Consider the following 18,461-nt stretch of genomic DNA (forward strand, 5'->3'; position numbering starts at 1 on the left):
CCTACTATAAATCTTAGCTTGTAAAAATTCTATTAATTATATTAATTAACACGAGGCTGGTTCATTGCTGTAAGCATATTACCATAAACCGAATTTAACGATGCCAGGTTTTTAGCTAAACGCCCCACTTCTTCTTTAAACTGTTTTGAATCGTCTAACGACTCGTTAAAGTTGTTCATGGTTAATGACAGATTCTTGTAAAAGTTGTTCATTGATTTTAAATGAGCACTTGAATCCTGCAATTCCAGTTCATAAACAGCATTTAAATCAGAAAGGTTACGTCCCAGTTTATTTACCTGCTCATGGTATGCTTTTGAATCAACATTTGAATTGGCCATTTCGGCTAAATTGGCCGAAGCTTTTTCAAAAGCGTTGCTCAATTTATCATAGCTTGTACCTGCGGTCTTAACTTTTTCGGTAAAGGCAATGGTTGCTTCGCCGGCATCGGTCACCTTTGATATAGCGGCTACTTTATCGCCAAATGTTCTTAGGCCATCACCCAGGCTGCGCACCAGTTCAGGTCCTATTTTGGCATCTTCCATCATTTTATCCAAAGCTTGTGTGCTTGAAGCATTGCTGCTGATTGGCCTTACTGAAGCTTTTGGTAATTCGCCTTTAAAATCTTCGTTTAGTTCGGGGTAAACACGTACCCAGTCTATATCTTTCTCTTCCCGTTGAAAACCTAACAAAAAGAATAATATTGCCTCTGCTCCTAATCCAACTGTTATAAATGTTGATGCCATAGGCCAGTGTTGTATTTTAAACAACAAGCCTATAATTACCACTGTAGCTCCCCATGATACTACGTTCCCTATTCCGTAAGGTTTTTTCTTCCCTGCCATAATAATTCAGAAATAACTTTTTTGTAGATGTTTGTTAATTAGTTTATCGTTTGTCTTTAATATCTCTTCCCAGATACTGTGTTACACAGCGGAAACCAATGTATGATTTCGCGGTGTCCTGGTATTCATAGCTGCGGGTTGCGTTTTGAAGGAAATATCCTATATCTTTCCATGACCCGCCGCGTACAACTTTACGTTTAAGTACTTCAGGATCGGTGGCTTTAGCTTCGTAGTTAAATGTTGGTGCAAGATCGTGTACAAATGATGATGCAGATTCGTCGAACGTTGATGATGTCCACTCGGCCACATTACCAGCCATATTGTACAGGCCGTAATCATTAGGAAAATAAGAGCGTACATTTACGGTGTATGCCCCGCCATCATCAGTATAGTTACCACGGCCGGGTTTAAAATTGGCCAGCAGGCAACCTTTTGCATTTTTAATATATGGGCCTCCCCATGGGTAATCGGTACCTATCCTGCCACCGCGGGCTGCATATTCAAATTCGGCTTCGGTAGGGAGTTCATAAGGTAAACGGCGGGGTAAACGGCGCGAGGCTTTATAAGCCTCATTATAACGGGTACGCCATACCGTAAATGCCCTTGCCTGTCTCCACGTTACGCCAACCACCGGATAGTTGCGAAAAGCCGGATGCGAAAAATATCCTTCAACCATAGGCTCATTGGCAGCGTATGAAAAATCGCTGAGCCATACCAGGGTATCCGGGTAAACGGTTACAGTATCATGCAAAATAAAATCAGAGCGCCTTTTGGTTTTATCATTTTTATAAGTGGCCGCGTCGCGCAGCACCATCAGCGAGTAGTTGTACTTTAATAAACGTATGTCAATCTCATTACTGTCAAACACCCGGTCCTCGCCCTGGTAATACATGCCTTGTAGTTTTGACGCGTTCCCGGCCTGTCCTTTCTTATCACTCCAGATAGGGTTCCTTTTTACATAGGCCCAGTTAATGTACTTTTTACCAGTAGCATTGGCATTGGCGCCCGCGCCCTTTGGTTGTATATAATACTTATTGTCGTTAATGTAATTGGTAATAGCTATGGAGTCGCGTACCCAGTAAACAAACTGTTTGTACTGACTATTGGAAATTTCGGTTTGATCCATAAAAAATGGAGCAACAGTAACCTGCTTGGTTTGTGCTATTTGCGCGAATGTTACATCCTGATCGGTTTGCCCCATCAGGAATGTTCCTCCCGGAATATAGACCATGCCGTAGGGCACTTCTGACCTGAACGACCGCTGCGGAACTCCTGTTAGTTCTCCCCTGTCACCGCCTTTACCGCAACCACTCCATACACCACCAGCTAAAACAACTATTAATAAGTATATCTGCTTCATTTTAAAAATCAAAATTCAGTTATATAAACTATAACATATATGACCCCCGAATATATCAAAATTTGTGCTATTAAAGCCAAAAAACATTTTATTTAAGCTATATTATAGCCCACTATATGTCCTTTGCGTTATTTAAACGACAAGATATTGAATAATAAACGATGATCCAACTAATTACAATGATGAGAATTAGTTGGCATTATTACGCTAATATTTTAAAAAAAGTTGCGATGTGCGCTAATAAATCCGGAATATTTATTTGTTTACCAGCTTAACATATTGCTCAATGGCCATGGTCATTGATGGTGCCGCGGGGGTTGGTGCTGGGATATCCAGAATCAGTCCGGCTTCGAGCACCGCTTTATGGGTTGTTGCCCCAAAAGCAGCTATGCGGGTATTATTTTGTTTAAAATCGGGAAAGTTCTTGTATAATGACTGGATACTTGACGGACTAAAAAAGGCTATTACATCATAAAATACTTCGGCCAGGTCAGAAAGATCACTGCAAACTGTGCGGAACAATACAGCAGGTGTAAAGTTATAGCCATTCTCCAGCAAAAAACGTTGTGTTTCTTCGGCAGCAACATCTGAACATGGGTAAAGGAATTTTTCGGCCGAATGTTTTTTCAACACTTCTGCCAGGTCGGCAGCAGTTTGTTTGCCAAAAAATATTTTACGCTTACGGTATTGAATATATTTTTGCAGATAAAGAGCAATGGTTTCTGAAAGACAGAAATATTTCATCTCCACAGGCACTTCAAAGCGCATTTCTTCGCAAATGCGGAAAAAATGATCAGCGGAGTTACGGCTGGTAAAGATAACAGCGGTAAAATCACCAAGGTTTATCTTTTCCTTTCTAAAATCTTTAGCCGGCACGCCTTCAACATGAATGAATGACCTGAAATCAATTTTCAGGTTTAGCTTTTTAGCCAGTTCAGCATACGGATTCTTATCGTTCTCAGGTTTTGATAAAGTAACTAATATACTTTTAACCTTTTTATTTCTATCTTCCAAATCAGTTCTTTTAACTACCTAAATTTTAATATTCAATGCCTTTATCAAAATTAAAATGGGGCAAATTTCGAGGGCACAAAGATACGTAAATAAATAAAACTTATGAAATCGAAAAGTAGAAATTATATTTACGCTGCTCCTGAGATATTGCCACACAAATATTATTACGATTACAATAAGTGTTACTGTAAGCAATGCGGGTACATATTGGCTCCCCAGCAGGCTAAAACAAATTACTACAGGTAAAAATATAAATGCTATATTAAAATACGTAAGGTGCAATATGTTCAGGTATTCGCTTACCAAACGGTTAATATCAAACACAAAACCTATAAACTTAAGCACCAGAAATTTTAGCGCAAAAAGAGTTATGAGTATTGTAGTAAGCGATATGAAAAGGCTGCTGCCGCCTACTATGTAATAAACCCCTTTATAGGCTGCCAGCTGATATAAAAAAAGGCCAAACGTTGAACAAAACAGCAAAAACAGGCCTACAAAGGCCCAGAAGCTTACAAAGCCCTCCTCTTTACCAGCCTGCGATAATATGCGTTTATTGTAAAACGATTGCAGCACATAGCTTACGTCTTTATTTAAAGCAATATTAAGTATAGCCGTGTATAACAGTAAACCTATGATGATAACAATGATCCAGGGATCACGCAGGGGGCGGCTATGCCCATCCTTAACCCGGCCTTTTGATTTGAGGTGAATATCTAAAAAACCGTAGCCCTTATATAAGCTGCGCGCCAGCAAACTATCAGCAAACTCGCTATTGGTTGCAGAATCTGGAGCATGTAAATAACGCATGGCCAGGGAATCGGCAACAAAAAGCTTGCGGGCCTGCATGGCTGCTGCCACCGAATCAAGCAGGGAGGCACTGCTACTCTTTATAGTTTTGGGGGCTGTTGTTTCGGGGCTGTTTGCTACCGTGTCCTGCTGTGCAAATGCAGCAGAACAATTCAGTAAAAATAACAGAAAGCACCAGGCAACTAAACGCATTTGCAGCAAAATATAAACCCCGTTAATTTTGCTGCAAATTTATTGTAATAATTGGTTGTTTTATAAATGCCTCATAAAATTATAACAGCAATAAAATGCCATTAAATATCAATACTTTCACCTATTTGTGGCAGATACAGCGTTAAATCAGATTTTTCAAACTCCTGAATTGCATCAGCTTTATCGATCTTAATAAATCCGAACGTGTCATAATGCACCCCTATAATTTTTTTTACCTTAACAAATTGAGCAGCTTCAATGGCGTCTTCTATACCCATAGTTAACATATCACCTATTGGAAATACCGCGAAGTCAAGATCGGCCCATTTTGGGATCAATGTCATATCTAAAGTAAGTGCAGTATCGCCACTGTAATAAAAGTTACCACTGTCGGTTTTGAAAACAAAGCCACTGGGCACCCCTGCATAACTTCCATCGGGCAAACTGCTGGAGTGTTGTGCTATTACAGCCTTTACTATTCCAAAATCAAAGGTAGCTTTACCTCCCGGGTTTAACGGATGTACATTTTTAACCCCTTGCTTGCTAAAATAATCGTACAATTCCCAAATACCAACAACCAGCGCGCCTGTGCGGTTTGCAATGGCTACCACATCAAGCATATGATCAAAATGGCCGTGTGATACAAAAATGTAATCGGCTTTAATCTCATCAATGTTGATGTCTTTTGCCAGTTCATTTCCCGAGATAAAGGGATCAAACAAAATATGTTTTCCGCCTGCCAAAACCGAGAAACATGAGTGACCGTAATAGGTAATTTTCATCTTTTTGTTTTTACTGTAAATAATATTTTTCGAATTGTTTATTTCAAGAGCCCTATAATTTTTCGCTTATCCACATAGCAAAGCTATCTGAACAATTGCTTACTTTAAATTATTTTAGCATGTTGACAACGGTGTGACAAAATGAACTCACGTGCGTGATCACTATACAGTTTCAACGAAAATGACGATGGCAAAAGCCTAATGACAAAGCATTTTAACGGGCCATCAATAAATAAGAACCTTATTTAACCGGTACACCTGTGGCTGCCCAAAAAACAAGGTATCCGCCAACGGTTTTTTTAACCTTAACGTGTACCAAAATACGTTTTGGATTGGGGTATATATTAAGCGCATCAATATTATGGTGATTGATCTCAACCATTTTGTTTTGATTATCCCACTTACCCAGGTCATGCACCACATAGCTTAAAACGGTATCTCTTGCAACAATATCATTATAATAATCAGGCAGCCAAAAGTCTTTTATTTCCACGCCATCTTTATAAGTTAATTCAAATTGTAGCTGCGAGCCCCCCTCGGCACTTGTAAGACTTAAATACATGCCCATATATTTTTTTTGTGGCACATAAAATCCAAAACTACCAGCACCCGAAACAAAATGGGCCTGGTTATTAACCCCGTCGCTGTTTGAATAATGTAATTTAATAGCAGGATGCGCGGGTGTGGCATCTATAAACGGATCATTTGGCAATGCATGCGGGTCTTTATCTTTATTAAATAAAGCGGCTTTCATAGTCAAATAGCCATCTCCCTTCCCGTCGCCATCAATTCCTTTGGTCCAGGTTACCAGTTTACCATGGGTCAGGGTGGTTACCGGGCGGGCATTTAAAAGCGTGTCAATATTGATCTGGATGGCTCGGCCCGGACGTTGCGCGTAAGCAAGGGTGGTAATCAGGCTACAAAACACTAATACTGTGGCTATTTTAGGTTTCATTTAAGGGGATACCCGCATAAACGGGTATATAAATATACCTTAAAAATGATGGTTATCAAATAACTAACCTTATACATCCGCAGGCGATATATCATCATCGCGTTTTACCCAACATATCGTCAAAGTATTTTTCTATTTCGTTTACCGCGTTTTCAAGTCCGTTCTCATTTCTGATTTGCCTGCCAATTGTTATAATATTATTTTTTATTTCGGCTGTTTGAACTTTTATTATGGCCGAAATCAGATTTTCAGCTTTGAGTTTTTTAATTGGAATATGAACACCCAATTTCCTCCGTTCTATTATTTTCCCCCAGGTTGGCTGGTCGGTATAAAATGAAATAATAATTACCGGCAAATTGTTTCTCAACATAGTTGCCAGTGTACCCGCGCCTCCGTGAAATATTCCTACTTTACATTTTGGTAAAATTGCTTCATGGTTTACATACTTTATTACAAATAGGTTTTTATGAACCGGTAAGTTATCAAGCGACGACCAACCCGTACAAAATAAAATCCGCTCCGCGGTTTGTGTCAAAATATCACTCAATATGTTTATAAGTTTCCCCACGTTTCCAACACCATTACTGCCAAAGCCAATGTATATTGGCTTATCGCCTTGTGATAACCAATTATTGAGTTCGTTTGGTATTTTATCCAAAAAATGATTTTCTCTTTTCTCCACCGGAACAGTCAAAAAGCCTGTTATTTTATGATAGTCTTCCCAATCTTTGGGCTGTGGGATCAAACTTGTGCTTATGCAGTATAAATCTAACGGTTTTTGTTTGCCGATATAACTTATCAGGTTTTCCTTCAAAACAGACAACCCTAATTCCTGCCTGAATTCATTGGTTTCTTCTTTTACAAATTTCCAATAAAAAGCATGTGCTAATTTATAGGTCAGCTTGTTATACCAGGAAAAATTTAAGAAGTCAAAGTCGCTCAACGGAAATTCATTTGTTGGAACAACAGGTGGCATAAAATAGGTAAGGGCAACTTTTTTATTTTGTTTTTCGGCAATAGCATTTACAATAGGAAGAGTAGCTGAATTCGCTATAATAAAATCTACTTTGCTGATCCCTTCAAGGTAAGTTTTTCGTAAAGGGGTCCTTATTTCATGAAGTACTTTAAAAAAATACTTCATCAGTTTAATGGTATTCTCTGTTTGAAGTACACTTTGTCCCTCGGGCGAATTCATCATTTCTTCGGCGTTTCCATATAGCGGATGAAAAGCAAGTCCAAAACCTTCAACAAATTCTTTAAAATTCTCTGGTGCAGCTAATGTTACCTGGTGCCCCTTATCTATGAGTCCTAATGCCAGGGCAATATATGGTTGTACATCGCCTCTTGTTCCGTAAGTAAAAATCCCGATGTTCAATTGTGATAAGTTTTAATTTACAAATGAACTAAATTATAAAAGGACTTCCTGCTGTATTTGAATAATCTTTAGACAGATAAATACTTATCAAATAAGTAACACACTACTGTTTAAAATATGGCCCCCTCTTCCGAATTTCTATAAATCTTTCCATCTTTTTTAAATCAGCATAGATAATACAGCAAGGCTATTAGCACAATATTCTGGCTATATATTTTTTTTAAATATCCTATAATCTTTACTGCTTTTTTTAAAAATTCAATGAGCTGGCTGTACGCTTTTTGTGAAAAATAAGGCTGTTTTTACAATTTAATACCAATACTCAAATAATATATACTACCCATATTTAAACAAGTAGATTTGTTTAGATACCCCAAACCAGAGATCGCTAATCTTAATTTCTTAAGTAAAGACACTTAAGAATATTTAACCACAGCTGTTTATTGACACTTATGATTTTTAGCCTCATGCTCCAAAAAGAGACCTGGTTTACTTTGATAATATGACAATATTACTAAAGAAATACATCGAACCTAATTTAATAATAAAATGATAAAAGGTATCCAGTTGTTACGCGCTATAGCTGCATTAGCAGTTGTATTTGTCCACTGTCATTTTCATCATATGGAAACCGGCACGTTTGGTGTAGATATTTTTTTTATTATCAGCGGTTTTATCATCGCGTATATGGTTAACCAAACCACTAAACATTTCATCATCAAACGCATTGTCAGGGTTTCTCCCTTATACTTTTTAGCCACTTTTTTAACCGTGGCGCTGGCTTTAGCAAAACCACAATGGTTTAACCATGTCATCGTCAATACCGAAGCCCTGATCAAATCCTTCCTGTTCATCCCTTATCAAATTAAAGAGAGCGGTCCCATACTTTCCTTAGGCTGGACCCTAAACAATGAAATGTTTTTTTACGGAGTGATGTTTCTCTGTATCTTAATTTTCAGAAAAAAAGAGCACTTAGTCCCTGCCTGTGCAGCGCTATTAATCTTATTGTTACTTGTGCTCAATAGCTTTAGTAAAGACACCATTTCGGCCTATAGTCATATACTTCGTTTTTATAGAAACGGCTTGCTTCCTGAATTTATTTATGGCCTGGGCTTATACTATTTTTGGGGCTATTATAGCGACAATAAAATAAAAGCGGTCGATACGCTCATGGTTACCATAGGATTGGCCGCATTTGCGTTGATGATTTATTTTGATTTAAATCAAGGCTTTCAATCTATCCCCAGAAACATCCATTATGGCATTCCTTCCTTGTTATTTGTAAATGCTTTCCTGGTTCTGGAAAACAAAATCAACGTAAAAAACAGAATTATAAAAGCCGGATTAAAACTTGGCGATGCCAGTTATGCGATGTATTTATTCCACCCCTTTGTGCTCTATTTTCTTATAAGAGTGGTTTATCCAAAAATCATTGGACCCTCAACACTATTAACGGTTGAATTATCAGAAATGATCTTCGCCATTGTTCTGGTTGGTGTGGTGAGTGTACTCATTTATGAATTTGTAGATAAACCATTGAATAAATTTATTAAAAAACGGATCAAAAAATATAATGAGACCCGTGTTATAAAATTGGCAGTTACGGAAACAGAAAGTCAACCTGTTAACGAAATAAGACAATAATCAATAAACATTTATAGACGGCGAATAGTCAAGCAGTGAGTGAATAATTGATTTTTGCCGGCTGTTTAAAATCGTGCTTTATCGGTTTCTCGGAATCGTCAGGACTTTGCGTGATATATATCACATTTTACATTTTAAAATAAATGTACTTTTAATTTGGGCGAATAAATATCCATAACTCTCTATGAAACAGCTTATTTTAAACATTTTAATAATTTCCTATTGCTTCCAAACCGGTTATGCGCAAACAGCAGCATCAGATTTTTCGATTAAGTCAACTAACTTAGTTAATGCCGCTTTAGAGGCGGCTTCACCCTCCACTTTGCCCAATATTCAATATCATTTAACAGCACGGCCATGGAATGCTTTAAATATTTCAAGAGATGTTTATTTATCCAAAGCAGAAGGTATAGTTCGTGAGATAGCAAAATACCAAAATTCGAGTGGCGCTATTATTGATCCGTATGCTCGTCGTGAAATACAATATTCTACACCCTATTTTGCAAATGTGGTAGGGACACTGTTATCTGCTGGCCGGGCTAAGGATCTGCTAAATGCTGGTGTGTTGGCTATGAACCACGCCACTGCTGACGTAGCCGCCGGATTGTCATCTATCCCCGACAATCATGGCGAATTTTTTCTCGCTGCGCTGGCAAGTGCTATACCGCTTTATACGCCTTATGTTTCCGCAGCACAATTACAAACATGGAAAACAAGAATGGCAAAGCCAATTAGTGCTGTTATTAGTCAGCGAACCAATAATTGGAGATCATATGCTATGAAAGGAGAATGGCTTCGTGCAAAAAATGGGTATGTAAATAAAGTTACGGCTGTTAGCTGGATAGAAAATAGCTGGATCAATACTCAAAGGAGTCGGCTAACAAATAATTCCTGGAATTCATATCACGATGCGAGTACTGATCCGGATGCGTGGGCTTACGAATCAGTAGGAAGGAGTAATTTATTGGCAATGCTCGCTGACGGATATAGCGGAGCCTCCAGGAACGAAATTTTAACAATATTAAAAAGAGGAACACAATCCAGTCTTTTATTGCAGGATCCTTCAGGGCAAATAGTTGCGGGCGGCAGAAGCGGTAATCATATGTGGAATGATATACTGTTGGCAAACGGCTATGAAATAATGGCTGAAGTGGCTAACATAGAAGGAAAATTGCGTTTAGCCGGGCAATACCGTCATGCTGCTGCTCTTGCCTTCCAAAGTGTACAAAGATGGATCAGACCTAACGGCACCTATTCTGTTACGAAAAACCTTTTTGACCCTGCCGCGAGGGTAGGATATGCAACCTACAGCTTCGTTACTAACTATAATGGCAACATGATGTTTCACATGGCAGAGAATTATCTGATCCATAAATCTGCCATAACAGAAGAGCCTGCGCCGAATGAAATAGGTGGTTATACTATGGTAAGCGACGGTCAGTTTGCTACGGCTGTTGCCAACGCGGGCGGGATGGATATGCAGATATGCTTAAGAGGTTCAACAGCAGTTCAATATGATCGTTACTGGACTACGTTAGGAGTTGTTCGTTTTGCCAGACCCGGATGGGATTCCCGTCTCGGGCCTTCGGATGGGGTAAGAGAACCATCAACTAAGTTGGGTGTGTCCTTTGCACCTACATTTTTGGAAAATGGAAAATGGATATGTCTGGCCAGTGTACCAGATCGTTATGAAGCTTTTTTTACAACTCAGTTTACACATCCGTTACTCATTCGTTGCCAGGTAGTATATAAACCCAAAAGCGGTAAAACCGGGCCCACTTTCACTAATGATTTTATTATTACCCCCGATGGGATTCTTTCAAAGCTTACTTCTACAGCTGCATCTGCAAAGTTTGGAGTAACCTGGCCCCTATTAACTTTTGACGGTGCTAATCATCTTAATACCAGCATAACGTCAAACACAGTAAGTGTTTCATCTCCAAGTAAAACAGACCAGCAAAATTTTATTGCTTTGCATTCAAATCCTACTATTACTACCGTGGATAAAGCAATAAGAAGTTCTTACGGCGATCTTCTGCCCGTAAGAATGATTTCAGGCAATACAAATAATGTGACATTTATCTATCCCCGCAGTTCAACGGATGCTTCTGCAGAATCGGTAAGAGCAAGCTTTTTACGATCAGGGAATGATTTTTCATCAGTATTGGGAAAAGTTCAAGGGGATACCTATATAGGAAGAACATCGGCAGGGGGAGTTGCGACATCTATTGATATTAATAACGATGGCAAGGCAGACGTCACTTTCAATGCAAGTACGGGATTTGTTATTCAGTTAGCAACTGGCAAAATCAGCAAAATAGAAACAGACAGAGATGCAACAGCAGTAATTCAGGGACAAACTTTTAATTTTAAGGCTTACACCCCCATGTCTATTATCTTACAAGAACCAAGCCTCAAAAAAGTAGCGGTACAAACCGATAGTACTGCTCACATAAACATTAAAAACTACAAGGATAAATTGCTTGCTACAGGTAGTTTGTTAACCGACTCAACTTATTTAAAAGGTCAACCCGAAACGGTAAAGGTTGAATTTAGCAAGGATCCGGCTGGATTAGGCGTGCAGAAAGATATGGAGAATTATGATTTTAAAGTGTGGCCCGTTCCAAGTCAGGGTATATTAAATTTACAAGCCTCATCTTTTTGGTCAAATTGTACATTAACTGTTTATAATTTCTATGGTAAAATTGTTTTAACCAGAAATTTAAACGGAACCTCCGCTCAAATAAATCTTTCTGACATGGCAAAGGGAACTTATATAGTATACCTGAGTAAAAATGGCAAAGTAGCCAATAAGAAAATAATGCTTCAGTAAAACATTAATAAATACCACCACTATTACCAATTCATTTAGATAACGCAAATTTTATTAATTTATCGTTGATAAACAATTCATTCAAAGGATTTAAGGACAAACCTTTTTAATCTGTGCAAGAAATCCGTTTTTAAAATTAAACCCTATGAAAAAAACTTTTCACAGGGTTTAACATTTCAAAAAATGATATCCAATTATCAGTCAACCTGCATATTAGCAGTCTTCGATTGATCACTTATACTTGGGTTAGCATCAGAAATTATTCTCAAGGTAATATTGTAAAACGTATGTCCGATCAATTCACAATAAGGTGTAAAATCTTTAAATGCTGTCCCTGTATTAGGCATATTAGAAGCTACTACCCCTTTGAATACACCGTCCTGGTATACTTCGATAGTCACCGTACCGGTTGCTACCAAATCTTTGTTCCAGGTCATCGTGGTAGACCAGTCAGATCCGTTATACCGCATACTATTATCCCAGTCGGTGAACCAGTTGTTATAATTAGGCGGGGCCGGATTTATGGTAAGTGTTATAGAACGGTCGACCGCTGGCAGAGACGTCAAATGAACATAGTCATAGGGAGTTACCCTAAAAGTATATGTCACTGTAAGCGGGATAGAAGCAGCACTAACTGCATTGAACTGAAAAGTGGTTGGATTACCAACAGCTCTGTTATACCAGGAAAAGTTCGTCATAGCCGGAACACTTACCTGGCCGGACATCGAAGAATTGGGACTTGCAACTGATTTTGACCAGTATTGAATACCCATTAAATACTGTGAGGGCGTTTCGCCGGCCGCCTTCACCACTACGGTGGTGCCCGACGTTACAGTTGTGGCTGTTGTAGTTAACGTTTGCGCATTAACCGAGAAACAGTACGTGATGATACTGAAAATTAGCAGGATTTTTTTCATGAAAATTAATTTATTAAAATTTATTCTCCTAATATAATTTATGTATATTAAGTGGCTATTAGCTAATTATTACCAATATTATTAAACTTAAAACTTATGCCAAGCAAAAAATATCGCTTAATATTTGAATATTTAACACTTTCAGAATAGGTAGGACCGATCACATTGTTATTGAATTTAAAGGAATTGAAAATGTCGTAGCCTTGCACCCATATTGTACCCATATCCTTAAATAATTTCTTCTTAATTGATGCATTTGCCGAAAAGGAAGTCAGGTTACTGACGTTATGGCTATAATTGAAAAGAGGGTATAGTTCAAACTGAATTTTTTTAATCTCGAAAGCTATTTTATCGGAATAAGTAATTGTAATTACGTCTACATTACCGTTCTCGTAAAAATATTTATTGTAGGTCGAGGTAATTATTGGAGAAATTGACAATGCACCTTTAAAGAACTTCCTCGTTGAGCTAAAAACCTGGCTAAAAGTATAACTGTTATTCACAATCAACTTGTCATTGATCATTACCGGCTGTTCCATATAGGAAAATGTATTGGTATAGTTTAAATTAGATCTGTCGGATATCCCTCTCTGTATGGAAATGCCGGCTTCTGCTGAAGCTGCCCTCCCAAGATTATCGATATAAATATTTTGTGTCTGATTGGGGCGTATGTCAATGTGTTGTCCAAACTTCGAATTAAATAAATTCAAACTGCCTGTTAGCTTTAACGTTTGAATATCTGAGGTTTTCACATTATACGCTAATTGAAAGGAATTCTTGGTTTCGGGCCTAAGGTTAAGATTCCCTTTATCCTGTGCAATTAAGTCGAGTGAATAATTGGGGTTAATTAGCTGATAAACCTCCGGATAAGTAGGGCTGGCCTTGTAACTGGCAACAAATCCCTTCTTTTCATTAATCTTATAATCAAAATTAAATTCTGCATCGAGGTTGATATTTTTAAGCCTTTCCGTACCCTCTTGATTATTCTTCCGTAAATTGACAATGCCCGCGGCTATGACTTCAACCGAAAACTGCCTGTAGCTTTTCCTAAGTTTTGCCCCTCCTTTGTCGTATTGATTTATGATTCCGATAAAATCTGAAATGATAGCATCGGTGGTGTCGCTCGTGATAGTTGGACTAAAATGTATAACATCTTTTTTATACTCTGCAAAGACGTTTAAATAAGTTGTACTATTCAATGGTTCGGTAAATTCAAAGTTGAGTGTTGTAGTACTTTGAAAGGTATTTCTGATGGAATTGACGATATATGTTTTTTCTACCTGATTTTCCGAAATGAATACATCGTCCGACTCGTTGTTTTTAATGGAATAAGTATTTCTTTTTAAATGGGCGTTTAATATCCGGCCCGGTTTTGAAAAAACTCGGGAGAACTGTAACTCTGAAGTTGATAAATCATTTATTATTTTGGATGTCTTATACAGATTAGAAACTGTGCTGGATATATCAGAATTAATTTTATAGTTTAACGAGTCATTCAATTTCGTGTTATCGTAACCAACCGTTTGCGACAATGTCAGGTTAGTTAAAGAATCTATCTGATAAGCCAGATTTAGCCGGATATCTGAAAGACTAAATAGTTTAGAATTGGACGTATTACTAAGCTCAGATAATTGGTTAATCGTTTTTTCCTTTCGTATCGATTCAGATAAAAAGGTTCTTTCTTCAAGTTTGCCTTTTGCAGAGAAATCAACGTTAACCTTCTTTGAAAGCGAGTTTGTGTAGGTAAAGCGGGTACTTGACGTTGTTTTATTATTCCCTTCACTTGAAAAATTAATAGCAGGCTCAATCGGAGGAGCTTCCCCGAGATTGACGTTGTTTCTGTTGATGGCAAGTGAAATTTGCCTCTTATCCTTATAAGTATAAAGGTCTGTAGTTAACAAAGACCGGTCGGAAGAACCTAACGCAACATTAGCATTCCCGAATAATCCTTTACTATACTCCTTTTTCAGTTTAAGATTAAGTTTAATGATCGGGCGTAGCATAACGGTGTGGGTTACATCGTCGATATTACTTTCGACTATTTCTATGTTATCTAACGCCAAAGCTGGTAACAGGCGGTAGATATCCAGATTATTCTTGCCAAAAAAATCCTCTCCGTTTACTTTCAAACCCGAAACGGGTTTTCCATTGTAAAATAATTGCCCATTACTGTCGCGGTGAAATCCAAACTCGCCCGAGAGCAAGTCGTTGACCATATGAGATCGCTCGTATTTCTGCCCCGATAAATCTATTTTTGTGGTATCGCTAAAACCCCGTTTGGCCTTTACATCAACCTGCTTCAAAATCACAGTGGCAGGACGAAGTTGAATAGTCCCCAAATCCCGAATTTTTTCCCAGGCTTCCTTCTCGTGAAGTTCCACCTTTTCAAACCCAACTGCTGTTATATTAATGGAAGCCCCATTTATTAAAGAATCCCTGCGAATCGCAAATCTCCCTAAGCTGTCTGTTAACGTATAAAATGAAATTTTCTTTTTTTTATAGACCGAGATCGTTATTCCCTGCAACGGCCGGTTATTTTCCTGTACAATTGTTCCCCTTATATAGGTATCCTGGGCGGATGCTGATAGGAGATAGAGTACCATAAATAAAACCAGTGAAAAGATTTTTTTCATAAAGGCAGGGTATCTGCAAAAATACGCGGCAATGTTAAGTTGGGTTAAACCTAACGTTACCTTATTGAAGGGCATGTAAGATCACCCCATATTATAAGCAAAAAGAAAAGACCTGATCATCTCTGAAAAGGTCTTTTTTGTAAAGCCGGAGATTGATTACTTACCGTAAACCACCCAGGCAGCTTTTGACCAGTCATTAGCTGGGTTAACAGCACCGATATAAATAGTTTTGTCAAAAAAAAGTATCTGATAGTGCGCCATCAAAGGGCTGGTGAGCCTGTTTTAGGAATCAGGTTATTATTTTTAGCTTATCCTTGTTGGCCTCACCAATCCGGGTTCCAGAATCAGAATAGTCATAGTTGCCATAAAATATTTGTTACTTTTGTTACTCAACGAAGTCGAAAAGTAACACTTGAGTAACAAAATCAGGATAAATCAGGTGGAAATGCAAATATTAAAATAGAAATAATATCACTAAATAACTAATAATGAGCATTATATCTATTTTATCTTATACCAATTTGCGCTCATTTAAGTTACTATAAAAGCATAGCAGGCATTGAATTTATAATTGATTTACAAATACTTAAAACTTAAAAGTAACAAATAAGCAACAATGCGTAATGAAAAATATCAACTAAAAAACAGTTGGTTTATAGGGCATACAAGAGGCCATCCTTTCGGCTCCAATACTCTCCACCGTAAATCAAATGCTTAAACCAATAAGTTTAAATACATTAAAATGTATTTTTCTGTGTTTTTAAAAAGAAAGGTTTGTTGCGTATTTTTGAGAAGAGGCAATTTATAAATTACGCAAATGACACGACGACATTTAATAACTTTAATTTATTTTTTCCCGACACTTTTGTTTGCCCAGAAGCAAGAAAAACTGACCGCAAGTCAAATTGTAGATTCTTCATTAGTTTTTTGCGGTGGTGAACTCCGAATCTCAAAAATAAATTCGGTCCAAATTAATTACTTACTTATCCAACCAGACCAGTCAACAGCAATAATTAATGATAAATTAAAAACTGGAGAAAAATATGTTCAGTGTATTTTATCAAAAACTCATTTTCCGCAGACCACGTTCTTCAATGGAGAGAAAATTAGCAGGGTTGTCGGAAACTCGGTCATTCATGTTACTGACATTCAATCAAAAGAAGAAGTAAAACTTAAAACATACGGTCAAGTTCAATATGGTTACAAAAAGCTTAACTATCAATTATCCCGACTTGCGGACCAAAAATTTAAAAACTTTGATTGCTTTGTAGTCGCTGCAAAAGCGAACAGTGGCTATACGACAATTAACTTTTTTGACAAAACAAATTATAGACTATTAATGATAATATATCCCAATGGCAACAAATCAGCCATGATAGAATATATTTTTAAAGATGGCGTTCTTTTCAATTCCCATATCGTAAACACATTCACTAATTCCAAGGACTTACAAATATTAGAACTGCGAACAATTGATTTAAACGCAAATATTTCCAACACATGGTTTAATTGTCCGTATTCGGGCAAAGTATATGTTCCTGAATATATTAAAACCGGGCAATTCGCCTCTACAAATGGGGAAGCAACAACATTTAATAGGACTAAAAGTTCAATGGACTATACTGACAACAAAGGAAATGTAGATTTAAGGCGATTCTTAACATGGGGTATTGTTTCGCCAGACACTTTCGATCTAATCGATAAACAAGCATTGAAAAATAATGATAAGTCTTCATCATCACAGATATTAGTTAGAGTTATTTCTTGGGATGAAAAAGGATATGTTTGTCAATGGATGACCGATAAGTATACAGATACTCAGGATTATAAATTAATTAAGTGAAAAAATAACTGCCCCCTAACAAGCATAGTTTAACTTTGCACTTTATTAATCCCAAATGGCAGGCATCTACATACATATACCTTTTTGCAAACAGGCATGTCATTATTGCGATTTTCATTTCAGCACATCGTTAAAATACAAGGACGAGTTGCTGCATGCGCTGGTAAAAGAGATCCGTCTGCAAAAAAGCTACCTGAACAATGAAACCGTTGAAACCATTTACTTTGGCGGTGGTACACCATCACTGCTGGAAGCCGATGAGATAAACCTGCTGATTAACACTATTACGGAATTACACACCGTATCGTCAAACGCCGAAATAACACTGGAGGCCAATCCTGATGATCTTAATGAGGCTAAAATAAAATCGCTGCGCCAAACCGATGTAAACCGCTTTAGCATTGGCATACAATCGTTTTTTGATGATGACCTGCTGTGGATGAACCGGGTACACCGCAGCAGAGATGCCGAGGCATCGGTAAAAAGGGCGCAGGACGCAGGTTTTGAAAACATTACTGCCGACCTGATATATGGTTACCCCCTATTGAGCGACACCAAGTGGAAGCAAAATCTGGATAAAGTATTTGAGCTGGGTATACCCCACATATCTGCCTATTCCATGACGGTTGAGCCACAAACCGCGCTCGCCGCGTTCATCAGCAAAAAGAAACAGCCACCCATGAACGACCAGCAAAGCGCCGCGCAGTTTGTTGTGCTGATGGATGCCATGACCGATCATGGTTTTGAGCATTATGAAATATCGAACTTTTGCCGTCCGGGGCATTATTCCAGGCATAACTCCAACTATTGGCAGGGGGTAAAATACCTGGGTATCGGTCCATCGGCACACTCATATAATGGCGAGGCCAGGCAGTGGAACATAGCTAATAATGCCCAATATATACAGGTTCTTGAAACCGGCAAGCTGCCCGCCGAAACCGAAACCCTTACCGAAGAAAACCGGCTGAACGAATACATTATGACCTCCATACGCACCATGTGGGGCCTTGATCTGGATAAGCTTAATTCAATAGCCAAAGCATCGGCCGATCAATTACTTATTGAAGCCCGCCGTTATTTTGATAACGAATGGATAACCCAAAAAGATAACACCCTATACTTAACCCCTACAGGTAAACTTTATGCCGATAATATAGCGGCGGGTTTGTTTTTTTGAATAATAAACCAATTGCCTTATTAAAAGTCAATACATTGTTACAAAGCAAAACGCTATTGAAAACAGTTTATCTTTACAAATCGTATA

Annotated in this window: 13 protein-coding genes; 4 read left to right on the top strand and 9 right to left on the bottom strand. The window is 38.0% G+C overall.

Annotated features, from left to right (window positions below; translation table 11 throughout):
- Positions 1-41: 41 nt before the first annotated feature.
- From gldL to M2273_RS27480, 7 genes are all read right to left on the bottom strand, one after another.
- A complete protein-coding gene (gldL, locus tag M2273_RS27450; protein ID WP_429400990.1) occupies positions 42-842 on the bottom strand; it encodes a gliding motility protein GldL in 801 nt (266 codons plus the stop codon).
- Positions 843-885: 43 nt separating this feature from the next.
- Positions 886-2,202 carry an SUMF1/EgtB/PvdO family nonheme iron enzyme gene (locus M2273_RS27455; RefSeq protein ID WP_429400992.1) on the bottom strand — a complete coding sequence of 439 codons (1,317 nt, stop codon included), beginning with the start codon at positions 2,200-2,202 and terminating at the stop codon, positions 886-888.
- A gap of 255 nt (positions 2,203-2,457) precedes the next feature.
- A complete protein-coding gene (locus M2273_RS27460; protein ID WP_429400994.1) occupies positions 2,458-3,216 on the bottom strand; it encodes a uroporphyrinogen-III synthase in 759 nt (252 codons plus the stop codon).
- Between the two features lie 18 nt (positions 3,217-3,234).
- Entirely contained in the window at positions 3,235-4,215 is a 981-nt protein-coding gene (locus tag M2273_RS27465) for a DUF4271 domain-containing protein (protein ID WP_429400996.1), read from the bottom strand.
- Positions 4,216-4,316: 101 nt separating this feature from the next.
- Complete coding sequence (locus M2273_RS27470) at positions 4,317-4,997, bottom strand: metal-dependent hydrolase (RefSeq protein ID WP_429400998.1); 681 nt, start codon at positions 4,995-4,997, stop codon at positions 4,317-4,319.
- Between the two features lie 241 nt (positions 4,998-5,238).
- Positions 5,239-5,952: a hypothetical protein gene (locus M2273_RS27475; RefSeq protein ID WP_429401000.1), complete on the bottom strand. Its 714-nt coding sequence runs from the start codon at positions 5,950-5,952 to the stop codon at positions 5,239-5,241.
- Between the two features lie 94 nt (positions 5,953-6,046).
- Entirely contained in the window at positions 6,047-7,327 is a 1,281-nt protein-coding gene (locus M2273_RS27480; RefSeq protein WP_429401005.1) for a glycosyltransferase, read from the bottom strand.
- Between the two features lie 549 nt (positions 7,328-7,876).
- Here M2273_RS27480 and M2273_RS27485 point away from each other — a divergent pair.
- Positions 7,877-8,971, top strand: a complete 1,095-nt coding sequence (locus tag M2273_RS27485) for an acyltransferase family protein (protein WP_429401007.1) — start codon at positions 7,877-7,879, stop codon at positions 8,969-8,971.
- A gap of 184 nt (positions 8,972-9,155) precedes the next feature.
- Positions 9,156-11,804: a T9SS type A sorting domain-containing protein gene (locus tag M2273_RS27490; RefSeq protein WP_429401009.1), complete on the top strand. Its 2,649-nt coding sequence runs from the start codon at positions 9,156-9,158 to the stop codon at positions 11,802-11,804.
- 197 nt (positions 11,805-12,001) lie between these two features.
- Here the strand turns inward: M2273_RS27490 and M2273_RS27495 are convergent, their stop codons facing one another.
- Entirely contained in the window at positions 12,002-12,721 is a 720-nt protein-coding gene (locus M2273_RS27495) for a hypothetical protein (protein ID WP_429401011.1), read from the bottom strand.
- A gap of 62 nt (positions 12,722-12,783) precedes the next feature.
- Complete coding sequence (locus M2273_RS27500; protein WP_429401013.1) at positions 12,784-15,354, bottom strand: outer membrane beta-barrel protein; 2,571 nt, start codon at positions 15,352-15,354, stop codon at positions 12,784-12,786.
- Positions 15,355-16,171: 817 nt separating this feature from the next.
- On the opposite strand from M2273_RS27500, the gene M2273_RS27505 reads away from it, so the two are divergent.
- On the top strand, positions 16,172-17,197 hold the full coding sequence (locus M2273_RS27505) for a hypothetical protein (protein ID WP_429401015.1): 1,026 nt from the start codon (positions 16,172-16,174) through the stop codon (positions 17,195-17,197).
- Between the two features lie 55 nt (positions 17,198-17,252).
- Entirely contained in the window at positions 17,253-18,374 is a 1,122-nt protein-coding gene (gene hemW / locus M2273_RS27510; RefSeq protein ID WP_429401017.1) for a radical SAM family heme chaperone HemW, read from the top strand.
- Positions 18,375-18,461 lie beyond the last annotated feature (87 nt).

The organism is Mucilaginibacter lappiensis (assembly GCF_050433765.1).
Classification (GTDB): domain Bacteria; phylum Bacteroidota; class Bacteroidia; order Sphingobacteriales; family Sphingobacteriaceae; genus Mucilaginibacter; species Mucilaginibacter lappiensis_A.

Bases quoted from the DNA above. Each gene is read 5' to 3' on its own strand.
- gldL (WP_429400990.1), bottom strand. From the start codon at position 842: ATGGCAGGGAAGAAAAAACCTTACGGAATAGGGAACGTAGTATCATGG.
- M2273_RS27455 (WP_429400992.1), bottom strand. From the start codon at position 2,202: ATGAAGCAGATATACTTATTAATAGTTGTTTTAGCTGGTGGTGTATGG.
- M2273_RS27465 (WP_429400996.1), bottom strand. From the start codon at position 4,215: ATGCGTTTAGTTGCCTGGTGCTTTCTGTTATTTTTACTGAATTGTTCT.
- M2273_RS27470 (WP_429400998.1), bottom strand. From the start codon at position 4,997: ATGAAAATTACCTATTACGGTCACTCATGTTTCTCGGTTTTGGCAGGC.
- M2273_RS27475 (WP_429401000.1), bottom strand. From the start codon at position 5,952: ATGAAACCTAAAATAGCCACAGTATTAGTGTTTTGTAGCCTGATTACC.
- M2273_RS27485 (WP_429401007.1), top strand. From the start codon at position 7,877: ATGATAAAAGGTATCCAGTTGTTACGCGCTATAGCTGCATTAGCAGTT.
- M2273_RS27490 (WP_429401009.1), top strand. From the start codon at position 9,156: ATGAAACAGCTTATTTTAAACATTTTAATAATTTCCTATTGCTTCCAA.
- M2273_RS27495 (WP_429401011.1), bottom strand. From the start codon at position 12,721: ATGAAAAAAATCCTGCTAATTTTCAGTATCATCACGTACTGTTTCTCG.
- M2273_RS27500 (WP_429401013.1), bottom strand. From the start codon at position 15,354: ATGAAAAAAATCTTTTCACTGGTTTTATTTATGGTACTCTATCTCCTA.
- M2273_RS27505 (WP_429401015.1), top strand. From the start codon at position 16,172: ATGACACGACGACATTTAATAACTTTAATTTATTTTTTCCCGACACTT.
- hemW (WP_429401017.1), top strand. From the start codon at position 17,253: ATGGCAGGCATCTACATACATATACCTTTTTGCAAACAGGCATGTCAT.